Annotated in this window: 15 protein-coding genes and 3 tRNA genes; 10 read left to right on the top strand and 8 right to left on the bottom strand. The window is 61.2% G+C overall.

The genetic code is table 11. The annotated features are described in order from the left end of the window. Positions 1-20: 20 nt before the first annotated feature. The 3 genes from AR306_RS10340 to AR306_RS10350 form a co-directional block, all read right to left on the bottom strand. Entirely contained in the window at positions 21-1,640 is a 1,620-nt protein-coding gene (locus AR306_RS10340; protein WP_101497494.1) for a sensor domain-containing diguanylate cyclase, read from the bottom strand. A 163-nt stretch (positions 1,641-1,803) separates the two neighbouring features. Then, the gene (locus tag AR306_RS10345) at positions 1,804-5,067 is read right to left on the bottom strand and encodes an SbcC/MukB-like Walker B domain-containing protein (protein WP_101497495.1); all 3,264 of its coding nucleotides are present in this window, start codon (positions 5,065-5,067) and stop codon (positions 1,804-1,806) included. Continuing rightward, positions 5,064-6,326 (bottom strand): exonuclease SbcCD subunit D C-terminal domain-containing protein, encoded by a 1,263-nt coding sequence (locus tag AR306_RS10350; RefSeq protein WP_101497496.1) that lies wholly within the window; start codon positions 6,324-6,326, stop codon positions 5,064-5,066. Before AR306_RS10350 ends, AR306_RS10345 begins: the two co-directional genes overlap by 4 nt. 191 nt (positions 6,327-6,517) lie before the next feature. Between AR306_RS10350 and AR306_RS10355 the strand changes: the two genes are divergently transcribed. Next, positions 6,518-7,411 (top strand): class I SAM-dependent methyltransferase, encoded by an 894-nt coding sequence (locus AR306_RS10355; RefSeq protein WP_206168002.1) that lies wholly within the window; start codon positions 6,518-6,520, stop codon positions 7,409-7,411. Positions 7,412-7,602: 191 nt separating this feature from the next. Here the strand turns inward: AR306_RS10355 and AR306_RS10360 are convergent, their stop codons facing one another. Together AR306_RS10360 and AR306_RS10365 are read right to left on the bottom strand one after the other, a co-directional pair. Continuing rightward, positions 7,603-8,655 (bottom strand): AI-2E family transporter, encoded by a 1,053-nt coding sequence (locus AR306_RS10360; RefSeq protein WP_101497497.1) that lies wholly within the window; start codon positions 8,653-8,655, stop codon positions 7,603-7,605. A gap of 128 nt (positions 8,656-8,783) precedes the next feature. Beyond that, positions 8,784-8,860: transfer RNA gene (locus AR306_RS10365), tRNA-Asp, on the bottom strand. A gap of 167 nt (positions 8,861-9,027) precedes the next feature. Between AR306_RS10365 and AR306_RS10370 the strand changes: the two genes are divergently transcribed. After that, on the top strand, positions 9,028-11,313 hold the full coding sequence (locus AR306_RS10370) for a fatty acid cis/trans isomerase (RefSeq protein WP_101497498.1): 2,286 nt from the start codon (positions 9,028-9,030) through the stop codon (positions 11,311-11,313). A gap of 186 nt (positions 11,314-11,499) precedes the next feature. Here AR306_RS10370 and AR306_RS10375 read toward each other — a convergent pair. Then, positions 11,500-11,576 (bottom strand) — tRNA-Asp (locus AR306_RS10375). Between the two features lie 15 nt (positions 11,577-11,591). After that, positions 11,592-11,667 (bottom strand) — tRNA-Val (locus AR306_RS10380). Between the two features lie 214 nt (positions 11,668-11,881). Here AR306_RS10380 and rdgC point away from each other — a divergent pair. The 8 genes from rdgC to AR306_RS10420 all read left to right on the top strand — a co-directional run bounded on the left by rdgC (position 11,882) and on the right by AR306_RS10420 (position 20,863). After that, entirely contained in the window at positions 11,882-12,802 is a 921-nt protein-coding gene (rdgC, locus tag AR306_RS10385) for a recombination-associated protein RdgC (RefSeq protein WP_101497499.1), read from the top strand. 705 nt (positions 12,803-13,507) lie between these two features. After that, positions 13,508-14,869: a polynucleotide adenylyltransferase PcnB gene (gene pcnB / locus AR306_RS10390; protein ID WP_101497500.1), complete on the top strand. Its 1,362-nt coding sequence runs from the start codon at positions 13,508-13,510 to the stop codon at positions 14,867-14,869. Further along, positions 14,869-15,360, top strand: coding sequence for a 2-amino-4-hydroxy-6-hydroxymethyldihydropteridine diphosphokinase (gene folK, locus AR306_RS10395; RefSeq protein WP_101497501.1), 492 nt, complete (start codon positions 14,869-14,871; stop codon positions 15,358-15,360). The genes pcnB and folK overlap by 1 nt, the downstream gene beginning before the upstream one ends. A 74-nt stretch (positions 15,361-15,434) precedes the next feature. Beyond that, complete coding sequence (panB, locus tag AR306_RS10400) at positions 15,435-16,235, top strand: 3-methyl-2-oxobutanoate hydroxymethyltransferase (protein ID WP_101497502.1); 801 nt, start codon at positions 15,435-15,437, stop codon at positions 16,233-16,235. Positions 16,236-16,238: 3 nt separating this feature from the next. After that, positions 16,239-17,093: a pantoate--beta-alanine ligase gene (gene panC / locus AR306_RS10405; protein ID WP_101497503.1), complete on the top strand. Its 855-nt coding sequence runs from the start codon at positions 16,239-16,241 to the stop codon at positions 17,091-17,093. A gap of 50 nt (positions 17,094-17,143) precedes the next feature. Further along, the gene (gene panD, locus AR306_RS10410) at positions 17,144-17,524 is read left to right on the top strand and encodes an aspartate 1-decarboxylase (RefSeq protein ID WP_101497504.1); all 381 of its coding nucleotides are present in this window, start codon (positions 17,144-17,146) and stop codon (positions 17,522-17,524) included. 297 nt (positions 17,525-17,821) lie between these two features. After that, positions 17,822-19,495, top strand: coding sequence for a glucose-6-phosphate isomerase (pgi, locus tag AR306_RS10415; protein ID WP_101497505.1), 1,674 nt, complete (start codon positions 17,822-17,824; stop codon positions 19,493-19,495). 93 nt (positions 19,496-19,588) lie between these two features. Then, the gene (locus AR306_RS10420) at positions 19,589-20,863 is read left to right on the top strand and encodes a lytic murein transglycosylase (RefSeq protein WP_101497506.1); all 1,275 of its coding nucleotides are present in this window, start codon (positions 19,589-19,591) and stop codon (positions 20,861-20,863) included. Positions 20,864-20,914: 51 nt separating this feature from the next. Here AR306_RS10420 and AR306_RS10425 read toward each other — a convergent pair whose 3' ends face one another. Further along, a complete protein-coding gene (locus AR306_RS10425) occupies positions 20,915-22,540 on the bottom strand; it encodes a GGDEF domain-containing response regulator (RefSeq protein ID WP_101497507.1) in 1,626 nt (541 codons plus the stop codon). Positions 22,541-22,655 lie beyond the last annotated feature (115 nt).

Below are 22,655 nucleotides of genomic sequence, written 5' to 3' on the forward strand. Positions count from 1 at the left end.
CTCCAGACTCCGTTTGCGCTTCAGTTTTCCGTGTCGATTGCCGACAGCTGGCTGTATACCCGGTTGCGCCCCAGCTTCTTGGACTGATAGAGGGCTTCGTCAGCCGCCTGCAACAGATCCAGGTAGCCGGCTGGGGAACCGGGCATGGCGCTGGCCACCCCGGCACTGATGGTAACTACTGGCCCCACCAGAGAACCGGCATGCGGCAGGGCCAGGGCCTCGATTTCCGCGCGGATGCGCTCCGCCTTGGCCAGCGCTCCGCGCAGCGGTGTATTGGGCAGCAGGCAGGCAAATTCCTCACCGCCGATCCGCGCGACCAGGTCATGCGAGCGGGTCAGGCTGTTCTTCAGGCTGGTGGCAATGCAAACTAGCCCGTCATCTCCATGCTGATGGCCATAAAGGTCGTTGAACTGCTTGAAATAATCGACATCCATCATGATCACCGACAATGGCTGCCCTTCACGCTGGCAACGGCGCCACTCGGCTTCGAGGCTGCGATTGAAGTGGCGGCGGTTGGCGATGCCGGTCAACTCGTCAAGAAAGGCCAGCGAGCGCATGTTTTCGGTTTGCTGCTCGAGCTGCCGGTTGAGCCGCAGCAACAGCGCGTTACTGGCAACGGTTTCCTGCTGGGCTCTGCGCAGCTCCCTGAACACCTGCTTGCTTTTGCGCCGCCACAGGCGCATGGCGCAGAGACTGACGCAGACCAGCAACAGGTACAACAGGGCGATCATCAAGCGATCATGACGGAATTTGGCAAAAATGGCGTCATAATTGCGGCTGATCGATACCACCAGCGCATCGCTGATATTCAGTTCCGACGGCATGATGGTCTGCTGGACCATCATGCTCTTTTCACCACTGGACAACAGCAGACCTTCCTGCACGCTGATTTTCCTGCCGCTGAGCTGATGGCGGGTAAACAGCGTGCCCGTCCGTGACAGGTTGAGCCCCAGCACCGTTTGTGCATTGGGTTCCGCCAGGAATATGGTGCCGTCAGCATGGGCGATGTTGGCCTGCATGTCATCGGCATAGAACACCGAGTCCAGCAGGATGCCGATTTCCAGCGGGCTGAGCTCGGTCAGCACCATGCCGGCAAAGCCGCCCTGCTCGTCGGTCAGTGCACTGGCCAGCGTAATGGTCAGCAAGTTGTCGGTCAGCTGATAGGGCTTGCTCACATACAGGATGCCGGTCTGCCGTTCCTGCATGACTCGTTGCACCAACTCATTGTCTGCCAGGCTTCCGCGCTGCTGGTCCGGGTCGCTGCTGGCCAGAATATGGCCATCGGCATCCAGCAGGATGGTGGCCCGCACCCCGACAATGGTCTGCACGAAAGCACGCAGGCGCTTGTCGATGAACGGCCGGGCCCGGACAAAGCCGGCCGGTTCCGACAGTAACTCTGCCTGCAGATTGTAATGCGAGGCGCGAATGCTCATCAGCTGACGGCGCAGGTCGTGATAGATGATGCCGCTCTGGGTCGACAAGCGACTGTACTCACCCGTGCGAATGGCCCGCTCCTCGCCCGTCTGCCATGCCAGGATGATCACACCAAGTAACAGCAGGCCGGCACTGAGCAGCAGCAATTCCAGCCTGCGTGAGCCATGCTGCAGTTTTTTCAGCGTGTGGTCGTAATTGTTTAACATGTGTGAAGGTCTTCTCACGCGACAGACGGCATGCCGGTACGGGCAGGAGCAGCCGTGGCAATCATGGCATTATGCCGCCCGCATGGCGATAAAACAAAGTTTTGAGTATCGCCACGGCTGGTTTCTTCCACTTCCACCAGGGTTCAGCATACCGCTTGCGGTTTCAGTCCGGACCTGTTTCTTCCAGCCGGCTGCATCCGGGACCTTCGATACGGCTGCGGCCACCATTGAGCGGGCGCACCCGGATCTGCGTGGCAATGCGCTCCTTCAGTGCCTGCACGTGGGAAATCACGCCAATCAGCTTGCCGTCCTGCTGTAGGCCGGCCAGGGTATCCAGCGCCACATCCAGCGCTTCCTCGTCGAGCGTTCCGAAGCCTTCATCAAGAAACAGCGAATCCACCCGCACGTTCTGGCTGGCCATGCGCGACAGGCCCAGCGCCAGCGCCAGGCTGACAATAAAGCTTTCACCGCCGGACAGGTTCTTGGTCGAGCGGATTTCGCCGGCCTGGTAATTGTCCAGCACGTTCAGTTCCAGCGGCTCGCTGCTGTCGCGCACCAGCAGATAGCGGTCACTCATCTGCTGCAGTGTGCGGTTGGCGTGGGCCACCATCAGCTCGAAGGTCAGCCCCTGGGCAAAGTTGCGGAATTTCTTGCCATCAGCCGAACCGATCAGCGCATGCAGGTTATCCAGCCGGCGGCATTCTTCCTGCTGCAACGCCAGCTGCTCCAGCAACTGCACCTGGCCGGCGCGCGCCTGCTCGTTTTCCTGCAACTGATGTGTCAGGGCCGCCATGCGGTTGCGCAATTGCTGCAATTGCTCCTGCGCCAGCTGCAATTCAGCCTGCACTTCCTCCATGGTGCGAGTTGTCAGCTCACGCGCCTGCTCTGTAGCCAGCCTGTCCTCAAGGTCGTCCAGCCGCGCACGCAAGGCGGTTTCGTCCGTGTCCAGCTGCCTGGCCCGCAATTGCAGATGCTGCCTGGTTTCGGCCGGCAGCAATGCCTCCTGCAGCGCCTGCTCGCTGACAAATCCGTGGGCCGTCAACTGGCTGGCCAGCCTGTCTTGCGCGACGGCCAAATCCGCCTGTCCGGTCTTGCACTGGCGTTCCAGCCCGGCAATCCGCTCCTGCAACCTGGCCAGCAACTGCTCCTGCTCTTTAAGCTGCTGCGCCTGTTGCTGGTGTGCCTGCTCCGCGCTGACAGCCGCTTCCTGCAAAAGCCGCTCTTGCGCGTCCGGATCGCGCTGGCCGAACAGTGCCAGCCGTTGCTGTTGTAACACTTCCTGCTGTTGCTGGCTCGCCTGCAGCTGCTGCTCCTGCTGTTGCAGGCTGTCTTGCTGCAAGCCGATCAGCGCCTGCAGGCGAGAGGTTTCCGCCTCGAAGCCCTGCTGTTGTTGCTGCAGCAGGCGCGCCTGCGCCATCTGTTGTTGCCAGCGGTCACGGCGAATGCGCAGTTGCTCAAGCAACTGTCCGGAACGGGTCGCCTCACCCGGCAGTACACCCAGCGGCTCCAGCACGCCGCCAATCTGTTCCCTGAACGCGGCCAGTGTCTGTAGTTGTTTCTGGCATTCGTCCCCGAGCGAGGACAACTGTTCCCTGTAGCCCGCCTCCCGGGTGGACAGCTCCAGGCCGGTTTTTTCGGTCCCGGCAAATTGCTCGCGCAAGCTCTGCAACCGTCGCTCGTGCTGACGGCACTGCTCCTGCAACATTCTGACCTGCTTGATCTGTTCTTCAATCGCCCTGATTTGCTCGCCCAGCCCATCCAGCCGGGGAACCTGCCCGTGCGCATAAGGATGCCTGGTGGCACCACACAGCGGGCAGGGTTTGCCGTCATGCAAGCTGTCGCGTTGAGCCTCCAGGCTTTCAATGCGGGCCAGCAATTCACGCTTGTCCCATAGGTGGCGCTGCTCGGTCTCGTAATCTTCCAGCTGCCGGCCAGCCAACACCGCGGCCAGCTGTTCCTGCGTATTGCTCAGGGTTGCTGTCGCCTGTTCTACGGCCTGCTGGTCTTGCCGCCAGCGCACGCGTTGCTGTTCCAGCTGCGAAGCGAGTGCCTGCAGCCGCTCCTGTGCCTGCTGCTCATGCTGTCGTGCATCCTGCAGCCGGTTTTGCAGCTGCTCCAGTTGCACCAGCTGCTGCTCGCCTCCGGCCAGGCCGGTGACCAGCCACTCATCCGCCGCATTCTGCTGGAAAAACACCTGTAACCCGGACTGCTGCTGCGCGTTTTTTTGCTGCAGGTCGTCATTCTCTTGCCGGGCCTGATGCAACCCGGCCAGTTTCTGCACCAGCACGTCGCGGCCCTGCACTGCCAGCGCCAACTGTTCAGCGTGCTGGCGCAACTCCTGATCCAGCACCCGCACCCTGCGCAGCTCCGGTGCCTGCATGACCTGCTGCTGACGCGCCTGCTCCAGCACAGTCGCCTGCTGCTCCAGCAGATGCTGTGCTGTCCGTACCGTTTCGGTCAGTTGCGGCAACCGCGCCTGCTCTTGTTCATGCGCGGCAGTAGCCGTTTCCAGCGCTCTGCGGGCAGCCTGTAACCTGGCCAGGTCCGGTTCCAGCTCTGCTGCCTGCAGTGCCAGCGCCAGCCGGGCACGTTCGGGCTCAAACTCCTGCTGTTGCGTGGCCAGCTGTTGCCGGCCCTGCTCAAGCTGCGTCTGTTGCAGCTGCAACTGGCGGATCTGTTCCTGCCAGCGCACGCTGGTCTCCAGCGTTGTCACCTGTTCCACCAGCGTCCGCTCACTGCTGCGCTCCTGCTCGAGCGCCTGCAGCAGCTCTTGCTCCTGCTCTGTGCTCAGCAGGCGCACACCGCCCAACCGGGCCTGCAACAGTTTCAGCTGTTCGCGCTGTTCACGCTGCATTTCGTGGGTGCGGATGGAAATGCGGCTATAGATGTCGGTGCCGGTAATCTGTTCAAGAATAGGAGCCCGGCTGTCCGCTGTTGCCTGCAAGAAGGCGGCAAAACCGCCCTGGGCCAGCAGCACCGAACGGGTAAAGCGCTCAAAATCCATGCCGGTCAGCTCGATGACGGCTTCCTCGACCTCGCGCAATTTCGACTCCAGCACTTCGCCGCTGTCGGCCCTGACCAGCTCCTGCTTCGGCTGTTGCAACTCGCCGCCGGGGCTGCGTCTTGAGCGGTGCTGGCTCCAGTGGCAGCGATAGCGCCCGGCCACCGTGGCAAAGGTGACCTCGGCAAAGCACTCGCCGCTTTGCCGCGACATGATCTCGTTGCTGCTCTTGGTGACCCGCCCCAGACGCGGCGTGCGTCCATACAGGGCCAGACAGATGGCATCCAGGATGCTGGACTTGCCGGCTCCGGTCGGCCCGGTAATGGAAAAAATGCCCTCGGCGGCAAAGGCCGGGTCGGTAAAATCGATCAGCCACTCGCCGGCCAGCGAGTTAAGGTTCTTGAAACGCAGTTGCAGGATTTTCATGCCGGCTGCTCTCCCTGCCCGGCCATGCCGTCTGCATCGTGCAGCGACTCCAGCACCTGCTGATAGCTGTGCAGCAGCTCGTCACGCTGCTGTTCCGGCACCTGGTGTGCATCCAGACAGCGCCCAAACACATCCAGCTCGCTCAGGTCGTCCAGGGTTTCCTCCGCCCGGCCCTGTTCCAGCACCTGCTGCACCACGCGCTGATTGCGGATGCGCAGGATCTCCAGCGCACTGCCGGCCACCTGTTCTTCCAGCTGTTCGCGCAGGTCACTGGCAATCTCCACACCGGTATACAGCACTTCCAGCCAGACCGGATCATTCTCGTCACGTAACGCCTGCAAGCGCAGGCTGATGTCCGGCAGATTGCCGGCAATGCGCTCCAGGCGCTGGAACACCGGTATGTCGAGCAACTCCACCTGCGGTACAAACGCCTGCTGTCCATCCCGGGCAAACTGTACCAGACACAGGCTCTTCTGCTGCCGCGCCTCGCCAAAGCCCATTGGCAGGGGCGAGCCGCTATAACGGATATGCGCCTGCCCGCCCACCTGCTGCGGCACATGCAAGTGGCCCAGCGCGACATAATCAAAGCATCCGGGAAACACTCCGGCATGCACATGGGCCAGCGACCCCACATACAGCTCGCGCACGCCATCACCTTCAACCGTCTGCCCGCCGGCGACAAACAGGTGGCCGGTACCGATCACCGGCACCGCCCGCTCCAGCCCGGCATTCAGGGTGCTGGCCGCCGCGCCGATGGCGGCATAATGAGCACGGATACCGTCTTGCAGTTTCTGCTCCTTGTCGCGGATGCTTTCATCCGCTTCGGCCTGGCGGATATCGCGGTCACGCAGATAGGGCACAGCGCAGACGATCAGCTGCGGCGCACCCGCTGCGTCACGCAGCAACAAAACCTGATCGGCCGGATCAGCACAGGCCTGCCCCACCACGTGCACATCCAGCGCCCGCAGCAGCCCGGCCGGTGCATCGAGAAACGAGGGCGAGTCGTGGTTGCCGCCGACAATCACCACATGCCGGCAACCGGTTTTGCCAACCCGGGCCAGAAAACGATAATACAGCTCCTGCGCAGCAGTGCCCGGCGTGCTGGTATCGAAAATATCACCCGCCACCACCAGCACGTCGACCTGTTCGCTGGCCAGGCGCTGCAGCAGCCAGTCAAGAAAAGCAACAAACTCGGCCTGTCGCCTGCGCCCGTACAGGGTGCGGCCCAGATGCCAGTCGGAGGTATGCAGGATTTTCATGGTTGTAATGAACGCCAGAAGAATGAATATATGGACTGAATAGCGCAGGGGCGGGGCTCCACAGCAGCACCGGGGGTGACTGCCGGCAGTCGCCCCGTTCTGCCAAAGCGGCTTCAGTTGCGTATATGTTACCCTGAGTGCCACCGGATGACCGCCCGTCATGCACCCACTTTCACCTGCAGGAGCACACTGTGTACGACGACTACGATTATGACGAGTATTCCATGGACGAGCTGAACTTCGGCGAAGACCCTTCCATGGACTATCTGCTTGAGGATGCCCTGCTCGAGGGTCTGCATCTGGACGAGTACAGCATCGACGAGCCGGACATCATGCTTGACGTACCCTATGTGCCGACAGACGAGAAGATCGTTGACGCCCTGCTCGACCTGGCCGGCGTGACCTCGCGCGACATCCTCTACGACCTGGGTTGTGGCGATGGCCGTATCGTGGTCGCCGCCGCCATGCAGCGCAACGCCCGCGGCATCGGCATCGACCTTGACCCGATGCGCATTGCCGAAGCGATGGAGTATGCCGGCAACTCGCGGGTCGAGCACATGGTGGATTTCTTCGAGGCTGACCTGCTCGAAGCCGATTTCCGGGAAGCAACCGTGGTCACCCTGTATCTGCTCGACATCATCAACCTGGAGCTGCGCCCCCGCCTGCAGCAGGAACTGCGTCCGGGCACACGCATCGTTTCCCACGCTTTCGACATGGGCGACTGGAAGCCGGACGAGCGCGTCAACTGCGGCGGCATCAACCTGTACAAATGGATCGTGCCGGCACAGCTTGCCGGGCACTGGCACTGGCAAGACAGCACCGGCCGTTCGTTCAACCTGCAGCTCAAGCAGAAACACCAGAAACTCAGTGGCCAGGCGCTGGTTGACGGACAGCCAGCCAGGCTGGTCAGCGCGCTGTTGCAAGGTGACTTGGCCGAATTTCGCATCCAGCAGGAGGGCAGCAGTCAGCTGCTCAACTTTGTCATGCGCTACAAGGATGGCCAGCTGGTACCTGAGGATAACGAACTGCAACCCGAACCGGCTACCCGCTGCTATACGGCAAAACCGGAAATAACAGAACCCTAGTGGCCTGTACGACTAATTCCATTAGTCAACGAACTAGCCGTTCAGGCCACTAGACATCCTCTGTTTGTAGGTGCGAATTCATTCGCACAAAAATTTTGGCGGCTTGACCAGGTGCCTGATTTTGTTCGAATAAATTCGAACCTACATTGGCATGCCCAAATAAGCCCAGACCCACAAACCAAAACAGACCACTAATCGCTTTTGTCACCTTTCAGCCGCACACCATCACTGAGCATGATGCCCAGCCAGCGTGTGGCCGGGCTGGACTCCAGCGCCAGCTTGACGATCATCGTCAGCAGGATTGACAACAGCATCCCCACCGGTCCGAACACCCAGCCCCACAGCATCAGCGACAGCAGCACGATCACCGGTGACAAGCCCAGCGTCTGCCCCATGAAACGCGGCTCGATGATGCTGCCGATGGCAGTATTCACGGCGATATACAACACCAGGGTCATCAGCCCCTCCGGAACGCCCAGTCCGAGAAAGGCGATCAGCACCGGCGGAATGGCGGCAACAATCGAGCCGATGGTCGGAATGAAGTTCAGCAGCCCGGTCAGCACGCCCCAGAGGATCGGGAAGTCCACCCCGATCGCCCACAGGCCTATACCGGCAATCAGGCCAGTACAAAAACTGCTGGTGGTCTTGATGGCCAGGTAACGGTTCACCGAACGCAAGAAGCTGCGCGTGCGCACCCGCATCCTTTTCTTGCCGGGGAAAGCCGCTTCCAGCTTGTCAACAATCGAGCGCTCCTCCAGCAACAGGAACATGAACACCAGCAGGACAAAGAAGGTATAGGCGGTGAACTGCCCCAGCGTACCGGCCAGATTGCGTGCCAGGCCGGTCAGCGTACTGACATTGGGCAGGGGGATGGCCGACGGAATGAATTCCTGCGGCACGCCGTAACTGGTGGCCAGGTTCCGCAACAGCAGCAGCTGGTCGGTCAGGCGCTCCTGGTACAACGGTGCCTTGAGCACCAGGCTTTCCGAGGTACCTTTGATCGCCAGAAACAGCAGAAAGAAAGAAAACCCGACCGTGGAAAACAGCAGGACAAAAGACACCCAGCCGGGAATGCCCTTTTTTTGCATCCAGGTCAGCGGCGGAATGCAAATGATGGTCAGGAAAGCCGCCAACAAGAACGGAGTGATGACAGAGCTGACGGCCTTGAGCCCGCCAATGATGATGACTGTGGCAGCCAGGCCAAACAGCCACAGCCATGAGCGTGATAAGACAGTGCGTTCCATGATGTTGCCCGTATGCAAAACACGGATCTTAGCACAGGGACCCAGCGGCTCAGGGCATTTTTGGCCGACACCCCGCACCCGCAAACAAAAAAGCCCTTAACTTTCAACAAGCTAAGGGCTTTCAAATATGGCGCAGTGGACGGGACTCGAACCCGCGACCCCCGGCGTGACAGGCCGGTATTCTAACCAACTGAACTACCACTGCGCGGCGCTTACGACGTATCGCCGTAGACAGGTCGCGCATTTTACTGTGTTTGCCCGGCAAGTCAAGCACATGAACAAAACCGGCGGCAGCAGCCCATGCTCCGGCGATGGCCAAACTGGCCAAAAACCTGCACACTGGCGCCTTTTGACAATATCCGCAGGAGCAGGATGACCATGCGTTCATTGATGATGATTTTCGGGCTGGGCTGGTGCCTGCTGGCCCAGGCTGGGCAGGTATCTTTCAGCCGTGATGTGCAGCCGGTACTGGCCGAAAAATGTGTGGCCTGCCATGCCTGCTATGATGCGCCCTGCCAGCTCAACCTGGGCAGTGCCGAAGGTCTGGAACGTGGCGCACACAAACTGCCGGTCTATCAGGGCTCCCGCCGTCATGCTCAGCAGCCGACGCGGCTGTTTGTTGATGCCAACAACGAAGACGAATGGCGCGGACTGGGTTTTTTCGATGTGTTGCAAGACCCGCAACAGCAATCCGTACTGTTGCAGATGCTCAGCCTGGCACGCCGGCACCCGCTGCCGGCCGACAACAGCAAGCTGCCGACCGGGCTGGATCTTAGCCTGAACCGCAGCGACAGTTGCCCCACCCCGGCCGAATTCAACACTTACGCCGACAAGCACCCGCACGGCGGCATGCCCTATGCCGTCACCGGCCTGAGCGACAGCGAATACGACACCCTGGCCAACTGGCTGATACAGGGTGCCGCCATGGATGCAACGTCCTGGCAACCCACGGCAGCCGAGCAGGCGCAAATCGACCAGTGGGAAACCCTGATGAACGGCACCAGCAACGAGCAGCGCCTGCTGGCCCGCTGGCTGTACGAGCACCTGTTTCTCGCCCATGTCTACCTTGATGAAGAAAGCGGCAAGCAGGGGCGGTTTTTCCAGTGGGTACGTTCGCACAGTGACAGCAGCGCCGCTCCCCGCGAAGTGACCAGCCGGCGCCCCAACCAGGATGCCGGCACCCACTTCCAGTACCGTCTGCGGCCGGTGCAGGATGTACTGGTACACAAGACCCACATCACCTATCCGCTTACGCAAGCCAAACTGGAGCGTGTCCGCGAGCTGTTCTGGGCCAGGCCGTGGCAGGTCGACGCCCTGCCCGGCTACGGCAGGCGCGCCCGCTCCAACCCGTTCGAGACCTTTGCCGCCATTCCGGCCGCAGCCCGTTACCAGTTCATGCTGGATGACGCCGAATATTTTGTACGCACCTTCATCCGCGGTCCTGTCTGCCGTGGCCAGATTGCCACCGATGTCATCCGCGACAACTTCTGGACCCTGTTCCAGGACCCGGCCCATGATCTTTACATCACCGATGCCGCCTACCGTGAGCAGGTTGATCCGCTGCTGGCCCTGCCTGGCGCCAATACCCGTGAAGAAAAGCTGTTGTCGTCCTGGCGTCGTTACAGCAAGTCCCGCAATGCCTATGAAAAAATCCGCAGCAAGGCCTATGCCCGCCTGCCGGCACCCGGCTGGGACGAGCTGTGGCAAGGCAACGACAATGCCCTGCTGAGCATTTTCCGCCACCATGACAGCGCTTCGGTGCGCAAGGGGCTGGTCGGTGAAGTGCCGCAAACCCTGTGGCTGATGGACTATCCGCTGCTGGAACGCACCTATTACCAGCTGGTGGTCAACTTCGACGTGTTCGACAACCTGTCACACCAGCTGCAGACCCGTCTGTATTTCGACCTGATCCGCAACGGCTCGGAAGTAAACTTCCTGCGCCTGATGCCGCCCAAAAGCCGTCAAAGCATCCTCGACAGCTGGTATCAGTACAGCGGCAAGGTCAAGAAGTGGCTGGTCTACACCAAAATCGACACCCACACTCCCAGCGCCCTGGCGCTGCCGGCTGAACGCAGCGTACAGGAATTCGGCCGCCAGCTGGCCACACGCTTTGCCGACCTCGATGCCAGGCCCGACCCGATCAACCGCTGCAACTCGGCGTTCTGCCACCGCCCCGGCCTGACTGACGAACAGGCCGCCAGCGAGCAGCTGCTATCACGCCTGGCCAGCCGGCCGGCGGCGGGCCTGCCGGTGATCAACTTCCTGCCCGAAGCCAGCCTGCTGCGGGTCGAGTTCAGCGACGGCAGCCGCGAAATCTACAGCCTGCTGCGCAACCGCGCCCACAGCAACGTCGCCTTCCTGATGGGCGAATCGCTGCGCTACCAGCCGGGACTGGACACCCTGACCATCTATCCGGAAGTGCTGAGCAGTTACCCCAACTTCATGTTCAGCGTAGCGGCCGGCGAACTGGATGATTTTGTCTGGGCCATGCAGAAAATCAGCACCCGGGAGGATTTTGATGTACTGGTCGATCGCTGGGGCATCCGCCGCACCCATCCGCAGCTTTGGGAGCACTTTCACGACCTGAGCCGCCATATCGGCGAAAGCCAGCCGCTGGAGCGTGCCCTGCTTGACATGAACAGGTATGAAGACCTCTGATCCTGAGTGACACGCCAGCCCGGAAACAAAACAACCCGCCAGCTGGCGGGTTGTTTTGTTTTTTCAGTAGCAGCCGGTACACGCTTTACAGGCAGTTGCGAAACCAGTTGCCCGGAAAACCGCTAAAAGACTTTTACCCGGAAAAGAAAAAGCCCCTGATTCGTTAAAACCAGGGGCTTTGAAAGATGGCGCAGTGGACGGGACTCGAACCCGCGACCCCCGGCGTGACAGGCCGGTATTCTAACCAACTGAACTACCACTGCGCGACTTCTCAAGAGTGGTGGGTGATGACGGGATCGAACCGCCGACCCTCTGCTTGTAAGGCAGATGCTCTCCCAGCTGAGCTAATCACCCTTTGTCTCTCGAAGTGGTGCGCATGATAGACAGTTGTTTTTGCTTTGGCAAGCCCCGAAGCAAAATATTTTTAAAATCAGTGCAAAGGGACAAGTATTGCCCGGCGGCGGAACGTCCGGCTGGCCCCCTTGTCCATGCAACCGGGTGCTCGGCACTTGGCTTGAGCCGCCCCGACAGGAATAATACCGCGCTTGTTTATCTGGAGTCTGTCTACATGTGGTTTCGTAATTTGCTTGTGTATCGTCTGAACCTTGAATCCCCTCTGCAGGCCGAGGAGCTGGAAACAGCCCTGGCCAGCCTGCCCGCCAAAGCCTGCGGCAGCCAGGTGGCCAGCACCTACGGCTTTGTCGCTCCCTGGGGAAAAAACGAGGATGCACCGCTGGTACACGCCAGCCAGGGCTTCATGCTTATTGCTGCCCGGCAGGAGGAACGCATCCTGCCTGCTTCAGTGGTGCGTGATGCCGTACAGGAAAAGGTGGACGAACTCGAAGCCGCTGAGGCACGCAAGGTCTACAAAAAGGAAAAAGACCAGATCAAGGACGAAATCGTGCAGACACTGATGCCACGGGCCTTTATCCGCAAATCGGTGACCCGTGCCGCCATTGACGCGCAGAACGGCTTCATCTATGTGGATGCCTCCAGCAGCAAGAAAGCCGAAGAACTGCTGTCTGCCATGCGCGAAGCTCTGGGCAGCCTGCCGGTGCGCCCGGTCAGCGTGAAGCAGGCCCCCACCGCAACCTTCACCGGCTGGGTCAAGAGCCACGAGGCCAGCCACGGCCTGTTCCTGCTCGACGAATGCGAACTGCGTGACAGCGCCGAAGATGGCGGCATCATCCGCATCAAGCGCGAGGACCTGTCCAGCGAGGAAGTGCAAAACCACCTGGCCGCCGGCAAGCTGGCCACCGTGCTGTCACTGGCCTGGGAAGAGAAGCTGTCTTTTCTGCTCGATGACAAGCTGGTGATCAAGCGCCTGCGCTTTGAAGACCTGCTGCAAAGCCAGGCCGAACAGGACGGTGGCGACGATGCCGCCAGCCAGTTTGATGCCAGCTTTGTCCTGATGATGCTCACCCTGCGGGACTTCATTCCGCAACTGCTGGAAGCGCTGGGCGGCGAAGAAATCCCGCTGGCGGTATAACGGCTCCGGCCCGGGCTGGCAACCGACCGGCCCGGGCCATTTCCCTCTTGCCCCTGTTACCCCTATCTGTCGCCCGGTAACAGTTTCGTGCATTAAGGTAACACTCCGATTGTTACCGGATGTCTCCCGCAGCACACAAAAACCAACAATACCCTTTACTATCAGTGCGATACAGAACATGGCACAGGGCGTGCTTTGTTTATCGCACAACAAAAACAAAAATTTGAAAAATAAAAATAACATCACCGACTCCAGTAAAAACAACAACAAAGCCGGAGACGCAATCAACTGATTACTTTGAAGAGGATTGTTGCAACACTGTCGCAACGGAACAACAAGAACAACAGCCGGCAACGGCACGGGTGACAGCAGTTGACAACGTCAGCATTCAAAGCAATCCGCTGATTTTTACAGTAATGGCTAAAAATTCCGGCACAACAAAAATAAAAACTGCCCAGACAACAAAAACAACATCAAAGCACAGCTGTAGATAGAGGAGGCCCTGGGCCTCCTCTTTTATTTTCCCGTTCTACGGCGTGACAGATTCACCCCGGACGCTGGCAGTGCTAGAATCCGCCTCCATGAATCTTCTATACAACTCCCGCTACCCGTCCAGCCTTCAGGCCAGCGCACCAGCCTGCGCAGAACGTCTGGCCCGCCCTGCCCCGGCACAGCCGCCGCAACATATCCTTACAGGCCCCTGCCATGCTTAAAAAGCTGATCCGTACCCTGCGCAAGCCACGCAAGGCTGCTGCGCCCAAAGGGCAGCAGCTGACCTTTGAGCAGCACGGCCTGCGCACCGACCTGTTTAGCCGCAATGCAGTCAACGTCGCCCTGCGCCTGCAGGAAGCCGGCTTCCAGGCCTTCCTGGTTGGCGGCTGCGTACGTGACGCACTGCTGGGCGAGCGCCCGAAGGACTTTGATGTGGCCACCAGCGCCACACCCGAGCAGGTGCGCGAGGTTTTCCGCAACTCGCGCATCATCGGCCGCCGCTTCCGGCTGGTGCATGTCCTGTTTGGCCGCGAGATGATCGAAGTGGCCACTTTCCGCAGCAACCATACCGCCCGCGATGCCGCCAGCGGCAAGGCGGTCATGGATAGCAGCGGGCGCATTCTGCGCGACAATGTCTATGGCACCCTGGAAGAAGATGCCCTGCGCCGCGACTTCACCATCAATGCCCTGTACTACGACCCGGCCAACCGCATCCTGCACGATTTTGCCGGCGGCATGAGCGATCTGGAAGCGCGTACCCTGAGACTGATCGGTGACCCGGAAACCCGCTACCAGGAAGACCCGGTGCGCATGCTGCGGGCCATCCGCTTCGCGGCCAAGCTTGGCTTTGACCTGCCACCGGAAACCGCCACGCCCATTCACCGCCTGGCACCGATGCTCGGCGACATTCCGGCAGCACGCCTCTACGAGGAAGTGCTGAAGGTCTTTCTCAATGGCAGTGCCGAAGACAGCTTCGACCTGTTGCAGCAATATAACCTGTTTGCCCCGCTGTTTCCGCTGAGCGCCGCCGAACTGGAACAGGACCCCGAATACTGCACCAGCCTGGTGCGCCTGGCCCTGCGCAACACCGATGTCCGGCTGGCCGAAGGCAAGACCGTCACCCCGGCATTCCTGTTTGCCGCCCTGCTGTGGCCCGGCCTGCTGCCCCTGATCGCCCGTTGCCAGGCCGAAGGGCTGGCACCCGTGCCGGCCATCCAGAAAGCCGCACACATGCTGCTGCCGGTGCAGATACAGCGCATTGCCATTCCCAGGCGCTTTACCATGCCGATGCAGGAAATCTGGGCCCTGCAGGAACGCCTGCCCTACCGCTACGGCAAACGTGCCGAAACCGTGCTGGCTCACCCCAGGTTCCGCGCCGCTTACGATTTTCTGCTACTGCGTGAAGATGCCGGCGAAGACACCGGCAATCTGGGCCAGTGGTGGACCGACTACCAGTTTGCCAGCGAACCCGACCGCCGCCGCATGATCACCGAGCTGAGCGGTCCGGTCCGCAAGAGCCGACGTCCGCGCAAACGCAAGGCACGTACCACCGGCCCGGCAGGAAGCAATCACTGATGCAACAGGTACATATCGGGCTTGGCAGCAACCTGGGCGACTCGCGCCAGCAGCTGGAGCAGGCCCTGCAGGCTATCGGCCGGCTGCCACAGACCCGGCTGCTGAAAACCTCGTCACTGTACTCCAGCGCCCCGCTCGGGCCTGCCGACCAGCCGCGCTACACCAACGCGGTCGCCCTGCTGGAAACCGGCCTTGATCCACTGCAGCTGCTCGACCACCTGCAAGCCATCGAGCAGGAGCAAGGCCGCGAGCGCAAGGGCGAACGCTGGGGGCCGCGCACCCTGGATCTGGACATCCTGCTGATCGGCCAGCAAAGCATCAGCAACACACGCCTGCAAGTTCCCCATTACCACATGCATCAGCGTCCCTTTGTCTTATACCCTTTGGCTGAGGTATCCTGCGCTGATTTACAATTGCCCGACGGCCGTCTTCTGGTCGACCTGCTCCTGCAGTGTCCACAGGACAGCAGCCTGCACCGTCTGGCTCCATAACGACAACTCTCGTAAAACCTTGCATCACAGCCATCCCGCCGCGCCGGCGAGGATCGCCAAAAGGAGCAGCCACCATGCCTGACATCACCCTGACCACCCTGCTGGAGCACAAGGCACGCGGCGAAAAAATCACCATGCTGACCTGCTATGACGCCACCTTTGCCGCCACCTCGTGCGCGGCCGGTATCGAGACGCTGCTGGTCGGCGACTCGCTCGGCATGGTTCTGCAGGGCCGTGACAGCACCCTGCCGGTGACCATCGAGGATGTGGCCTATCACACGGCCAGCGTCAAGCGTGGCAACAGGGGCGCCCTGATTGTCGCCGACCTGCCATTCATGGCCACTGCAAGCCTCGAGGAAATCTACCGCCAGAGCGCCATGCTGATGCGTGCCGGTGCCCACATGGTGAAGCTGGAAGGCGGCGACTGGCTGTGCGAGGCCGTCACCGGGCTGGCACAGCGTGGCATTCCCGCCTGCATTCACCTGGGCCTGACGCCGCAGTCGGTCAATGTCTTTGGCGGTTACAAGGTACAGGGCCGCGACGCCGAAGCAGCCGCACGGCTCAAGGCAGATGCACAGGCACTGGAGCAGGCCGGCGCGGCCATGCTGTTGCTCGAATGCGTACCCGGCAGCCTGGCGGCTGAAGTCACCGCAGCGGCAGCCGTGCCGGTCATCGGCATTGGTGCCGGCCCGGATACCGATGGCCAGGTGCTGGTCCTGCATGACATGCTCGGCATGTCACTGACCGGCTTCACACCAAAGTTCGTCCGCAATTTCATGCCGGAAGCCGGCTCCATCGAAGGCGCCATCGCGGCCTATGCCGACGCCGTCAAACAGGGGCGCTTTCCCGCGCCGGAACACGAATTCAAAGCCTAGATCATGATTACCGTTGACAACATCACCGCCCTGCGCGAGCAGGTCCGTCAAGCCCGCCTGAATGGCCGGCGCATCGCTTTCGTCCCCACCATGGGCAACCTGCATGCCGGGCACATGTCCCTGATTGCCACCGCACGGCAGCACGCCGACTTTGTCGTGGCGAGCATTTTCGTCAACCCGCTGCAGTTCGGCCCCAATGAGGACCTCGACAGCTACCCGCGCACCCTGGCCGCCGACCAGGATAAACTGGCCGCCGCCGGTTGCGCCCTGCTGTTCACGCCGACTGATGCCCTGATGTACCCGAACGGCATGGACAACCACTGCCTGGTGCATGTACCGGAGGTCAGCGAGGGCCTGTGCGGCGGCAGCCGTCCGGGGCATTTCGACGGTGTCGCCACCGTGGTCACCAAGTTGTTCAACATGGTTCAGCCCGACCTGGCAGTGTTTGGCGAAAAGGACTATCAGCAACTGACGGTAATCCGCAAAATGGTCAGCGAGCTGAATATTCCGGTGCAGATCATCGGGGCGCCCATTGTCCGCGACAGCGACGGGCTCGCATTATCCTCGCGAAACGGGTATCTTGACGCCGCGCAACGCAAAACAGCACCTGCCCTGCATGGCTGCCTACAACAAAGCGTTGCCCGGATACGGTCCGGACGCCGCGATTACGCTGCCCTGTTGCAGCAGGCCGCCCAGGAGCTGACAGAAGCCGGCATGCAACCGGATTACCTGGAACTGCGCGAAGCGGACAGCCTGCAACCGGCCAATGCCGACAGCCGCCGACTGGTCATGCTGGCTGCGGCCTTTCTTGGCAATACACGCCTGATCGACAACATCGAGTTCGACGTGCAACCCTGAACCTGTCCGGCACCTTGCTACGCACCACCAGATTAGAGGTAGAAACACTGATGCAAACCATACTGCTCAAAGCCAAACTGCACCGGGCGATTACCACCCACGCAGTGGTGGACTACGAAGGCTCCTGCGCCATCGACGGTGACTGGCTGGACATGTCCGGCATTCGTGAATACGAGCAAATCCAGATCTACAACGTCGACAACGGCGAGCGCTTCACCACCTACGCCATCCGTGGCGAAGCCGGTTCGCGCATCATTTCCGTCAACGGTGCGGCAGCGCACAAGGCCAGTGTCGGCGACCGCCTGATCATCTGCGCCTACTGCCACTACGAAGAGCACGAACTGGATACCCACCAGCCACGCCTGCTGTACATGGCGGCCGACGGCTCGCTGAGCCACAGCAGCAACGCCATTCCGGTACAACTGGCGTAAAAACCTCCGGGCACGCGTGCGGTAACGGCAATACCGCACGCGCCTTCCCTCCTGATCAGCATGCTCTTGTTGCACAGATCAATGAAAGCGTTTGTGCTTTCCCGGCGCTGTCACTTCGGTGCTAATATTTAAACCAACCTTTAAGGGTCTCCCTGCAATGCAACGCGGGCGTGTAGCGTTGTGCATGGATCACTCCGGCCGGCTGCGGACGCCCCTGCACCGGCAGGGCGGTTTTCCGCGTTTCGGCACCATGGCCACAATGACGATTGGCGTTGTACTCAACATAAGGACATCAGGATGCAGCAGGCTTTTTCTCCCGTTAACCCGCTCACCCTTCCCGCCTGGCAGTCGTTGCAGACACAACGGGCTGCCATGCACGGCTTTTCCATGCCCGCAGCCTTCGATCTTGATCCGCAGCGCTTCGCCCGTTTTTCGCTCAGCCACCAGGGCATGTTGCTGGATTACTCGAAAAACCTGATCGACGTTCCCACGCTGGACCTGCTGCTGCAGCTGGCCGCACAGGCCGGCGTTCCCGCAGCGCTGGCGGCCCAGTACCGGGGCGACATCGTCAACACCACCGAGCAGCGCCCGGCCCTGCACAGCGCCCTGCGCCGCCCCGCGCACGGACAGCTCATGCTCGACGGCCACGACATCCTCACCGAGGTGCGGCAGGTACACGAACGCATGGCCGAGCTGGTGGCACAGGTACATAGCGGCCAGTGGCAAGGCTTTGCTGGCCAGGGCATCACCGATATCGTCAACATCGGTATCGGCGGCTCCTTCCTCGGCCCGCAACTGGCGGTGGAAGCCCTGCAGCCTTTTGCCTGCGGCGGGCTGCGCTGCCACTTTCTGACCAATATCGACAGCAGCGAGTTTTACCAGATCAGCCGCCAGCTCAATGCCGGGCGCACCCTGTTCATCGTCTCCAGCAAGTCATTCGGCACCCTGGAAACCCTGAAAAACGCCGAGGCCGCTCGCCGGTGGCTGCTGGCGCAGGGCTGCCCGCACGAGCAGCTGTGCCGCCACTTCATCGCAGTGTCCAGCAATGTCGAAAAAGCGGTCGCTTTCGGCATCACCGAAAAGAACATTCTGCCCATGTGGGACTGGGTCGGCGGGCGCTACTCGCTCTGGTCGGCGATCGGCCTGCCCATTGCCCTGATGACCGGCATGGACAACTTCAAGGCCATGCTGGCCGGCGCACACGCCATGGACCTGCACGCCCTGAACGCTCCGCTGGCAGATAACATGCCTGTCATCATGGCGCTGCTGGGCATCTGGTATGCCAACTTTCATGGCGCGCAAAGCCACGCCGTGCTGCCTTATGACAACTACCTGCGCAGCCTGCCCGATCACCTGCAACAGCTGGACATGGAGTCCAGCGGCAAGCGGGTCCGCCATGACGGCCAGCCGCTGGACTACAGCAGCGGCCCGGTGATCTGGGGCAACATCGGCACCAACGGCCAGCACGCCTATCACCAGCTGCTACTGCAGGGCACCCAGATGGTTCCGGCCGACTTCATCATTTCCGCCCGCAGCCTCAACCCGGTGGCCGATCACCAGCAATGGCTGTACGCCAACTGCCTGTCGCAAAGCCAGGCGCTGATGCAGGGCAAATCCCTGCAGCAGGCCACAGAAGAGCTGCGCGCCGCCGGCATGGACGAGGCCGACGTGGCCCGGCTGGCTCCACACAAGGTGATTCCCGGCAACCGGCCCAGCAATACCCTGGTGTTGCCACAGCTTGACCCGCACCATCTTGGCGCCCTGATCGCCCTGTACGAAAACAGGACCTACATCCAGAGCGTGATCTGGGGCATCAATGCCTTTGACCAGTGGGGTGTCGAACTGGGCAAGCAGCTGGGCGAGCGGATTTATCCGTTGCTGAACAGCGATGCCGGCACAGCCGCCTGCGACAGCTCGACCGCCGGGCTGGCCCGGCTGTTCCGCGCAGCCCGCTGCAGCTCCGGTGATTGAAGCACGACACGGGAATCAGTCCGCCGGCAAAACCTGCTCCGGTCCGGCGGCAGAAAATGCTAGACTTGTGCGACATTTTTCAGGACTCCACCCATGTCAAAACTGCCCACACTGGCACTTGCCACCCTGCTCGGGCTGGCCGTTACCGGCCCCCTGTACGCTACACCGGCCGGAACCGGTGCGCCCGCCGGCACACAGCAATCACGTTCCTTCGAACAGTGGCTGACAGAATTCACCCGCACGGCACGCAACGCCGGCATTGAAGGCTGGGCGCTGGAGCAGGCATTCACCGGTATCAGCGCCGACCCCTCGATCATCCGCGCCGACGAAAGCCAGCCCGAATTTACCCGCCCGGTCTGGCAGTATCTGGAAGGCGCGCTCTCCTCCTGGCGCATTGCCCGCGGCAAGGCAGTGCTGGCGGAACACCGGCGCACCCTGGACCTGATCGAGGAACGCTACGGTGTTGACCGCTATACCCTGGTTGCCATCTGGGGCATGGAAAGCAATTATGGCCAGCAAATGGGCGACAAGAACATCATCCGCTCACTGGCCACCCTGGCCTGGCACGGCCGCCGTGCGGCATTCTGGGAAGACCAGCTGATGGCTGCCCTGCGCATTTTGCAAAATGGCGATGTCAGTTCCAGGGCAATGATCGGTTCATGGGCCGGCGCGATGGGGCAAACCCAGTTCATGCCGACCACCTATCTGGAACACGCAGTAGATTTTGACGGTAACGGCAAGCGCGATATCTGGAATTCGAGCGCCGACGCCCTCGCCTCGGCAGCCAACTACCTCAACAACTCGGGCTGGCAGCGTGGTGCCGGCTGGGGCCATGAAGTACGGCTGCCAACGCTGTTCGACCATGCCCTGGCCGACGGCGAGCAACGCAAGCCGCTGGCTGAATGGCTGCAACTCGGGGTGGAGCTGGACGGGGCCGCCTCGCTCAGCGCTGAACAGCTGCAGCAGGAAGCCAGCATCTTCCTGCCGGCCGGCTACCGTGGCCCGGCCTACCTGCAGCTCAACAACTTCCGCAGCATTCTGCGTTACAACAACTCGACAGCCTACGCGCTGGCTGTCGGCCTGCTGGCCAACGGGCTGCAGGGAGAGCACTTCAGCCTGCACCGCTGGCCCACCGAAGACCTGCCGCTGAGCCGCAGCGAACGGCTGGAGTTGCAACAGCTGCTCAATGACCTGGGACTGGCTACCGGTACCGCCGATGGCATCATTGGCGTCAATACACGCAAGGCCATCCGTGGCTTCCAGCAACTCCAGGACCTGCCGCAGGACGGCTACGCCTCCAAGCACCTGCTGGAAAGAATTCGCAGCGCCGCCGCCGAGGCCAGAAGCAAGGCGCCAGAGCCGCACTGACAGCGGCTGCAGCTTCCCGGCAGTACTTCTGTCAGGCAAGCTGTAGTGGTTTCAGGCAATCACGACCTGGTTCCGGCCCCGGCTCTTGGCACTATACAACGCCTGGTCGGCCAGAGTGATCCAGTCCAGCGCCGGCTGATCCTGATCCGGTCGGCACTCGGCGACACCGGCACTGAACGAGCAGCTGAACGCACCGCTCACGCCCTGGAAGTCCATGTGCCGGAAGCGCTCAAGCAATTCGTTGACCACAGCTGCTGCCTGGATTCCGTCGGCATCCGGCAGGATCAGGACAAACTCCTCGCCGCCATAACGGCCAATCATGTCGCTCTTGCGCAAACGCTGCTTGAGCAGCATGGCCAGACTCTTGATCACCCGGTCACCCAGCGGATGGCCATGGGTATCATTAACCTGCTTGAAATGGTCGATATCCAGCATCACCACCGAAAGCCGGCGTGACAGCCGGCGGGCCCGCTCATGGCTTTCCTCCAGCAGCTGCTGGATATGCGTATGGTTGTACAAGCCGGTCAGGCTATCCCTGACCATGCGCGCCTTGAGACCGCGTGCCCGGGCCACCCGGTTGCGTACCGTGGCAATCAGTACGTTGGGCCTGACCGGTTTGGTAAGAAAGTCATCCGCGCCCTGCTGCATGGCCCACAGCTGCTTGTCCAGATCTTCTTCGGCCGACTGGTAAATGATCGGAATGCTGTCGAAGCGGTCGCATTGCCGGATCATTCTGGCCAGCTCCGGCCCAGAGCATTCCGGCATGTACATGTCCAGAATGACCAGATCCGGGTTGAACTCATCCAGCTCCCGCAATGCCAGTGTCGGGTTGTGCACGGTACGGGTCATGATCACCGCAGAGTTCAGCACCCGTGCCGTCAGCATCGACTGCGCCCTGGAGTCATCAACGACCAACACCCGGCTGGGTTCGCGCATGCCCGGCACCACGGTCGTCTCGATCACTTCGAGGATTGCCGGTGCCTCCAGCTCACCCTGCAGGAAAGCCTCGCCACCAATGCGTACCGCAGCCAGCCGGATCATTGCATCCGCCCTGTCGCTGCTGAAGAACACCACCGGCACCCTGGCTTCTGCCCGCGACTGGACTTCGGCAACCAGCACCAGTCCCTGCCCTTCCGCGACGAAGTCCACATCCATGATCAGTGCCAGCGGATAACGCTTCCCGAAGGCCTCCCGCAATCCGGCAGCATCATGCAGAACCTGTGCCTGCATGCCGTAAAACGCCAGTTGCGTGGCCAGCAACTCGGCCTGGCCACGGTCATCCAGAGCCAGATACAGCGGTTTGCTGCGTGTTCGCACCTGTTCCGCATCAGGCATTGCCTGGTCGCTGGCCAGCTGCAGACGGGCTTCACACAAACGCTGCATCAACAGGTCAAGCACCTCGATGGTGGCGGTCGTCAACCGGCCCTGATCGGAAGCCACCTGCTGCATGACCTGCAGCACTTGAGCTGCAATCTCCTGGTGCTCCCGCTGCTCATAGCGCTCGGCATAACGCTGCAAGCGCCCGGCGGCCTGTTGCAGGTTGCGGGCGGTATCCGGTGTCCAGGTGGCACGCTGACTGTCATGCCAGCATTCGGCCATGTAGTGGGCCTCGTTGATGACCCGCACGGAAAAATGATTCTTCAACCGTGTTGCGACATCCTGTTGTGCATGAGTCATGTATCAATTCCTGTTTTCTGGCAGGCCGCCGGTGCTGACGCTTGATGCTAGCACAATCAAGAAACAAAAAAACCGCGCCCGGTTTCCCGGAGCGCGGTTTTTTGTGTCACAGGGA

This window comes from Thiopseudomonas denitrificans, assembly GCF_002866065.1.
Taxonomy (GTDB): Bacteria; Pseudomonadota; Gammaproteobacteria; order Pseudomonadales; family Pseudomonadaceae; genus Thiopseudomonas; species Thiopseudomonas denitrificans.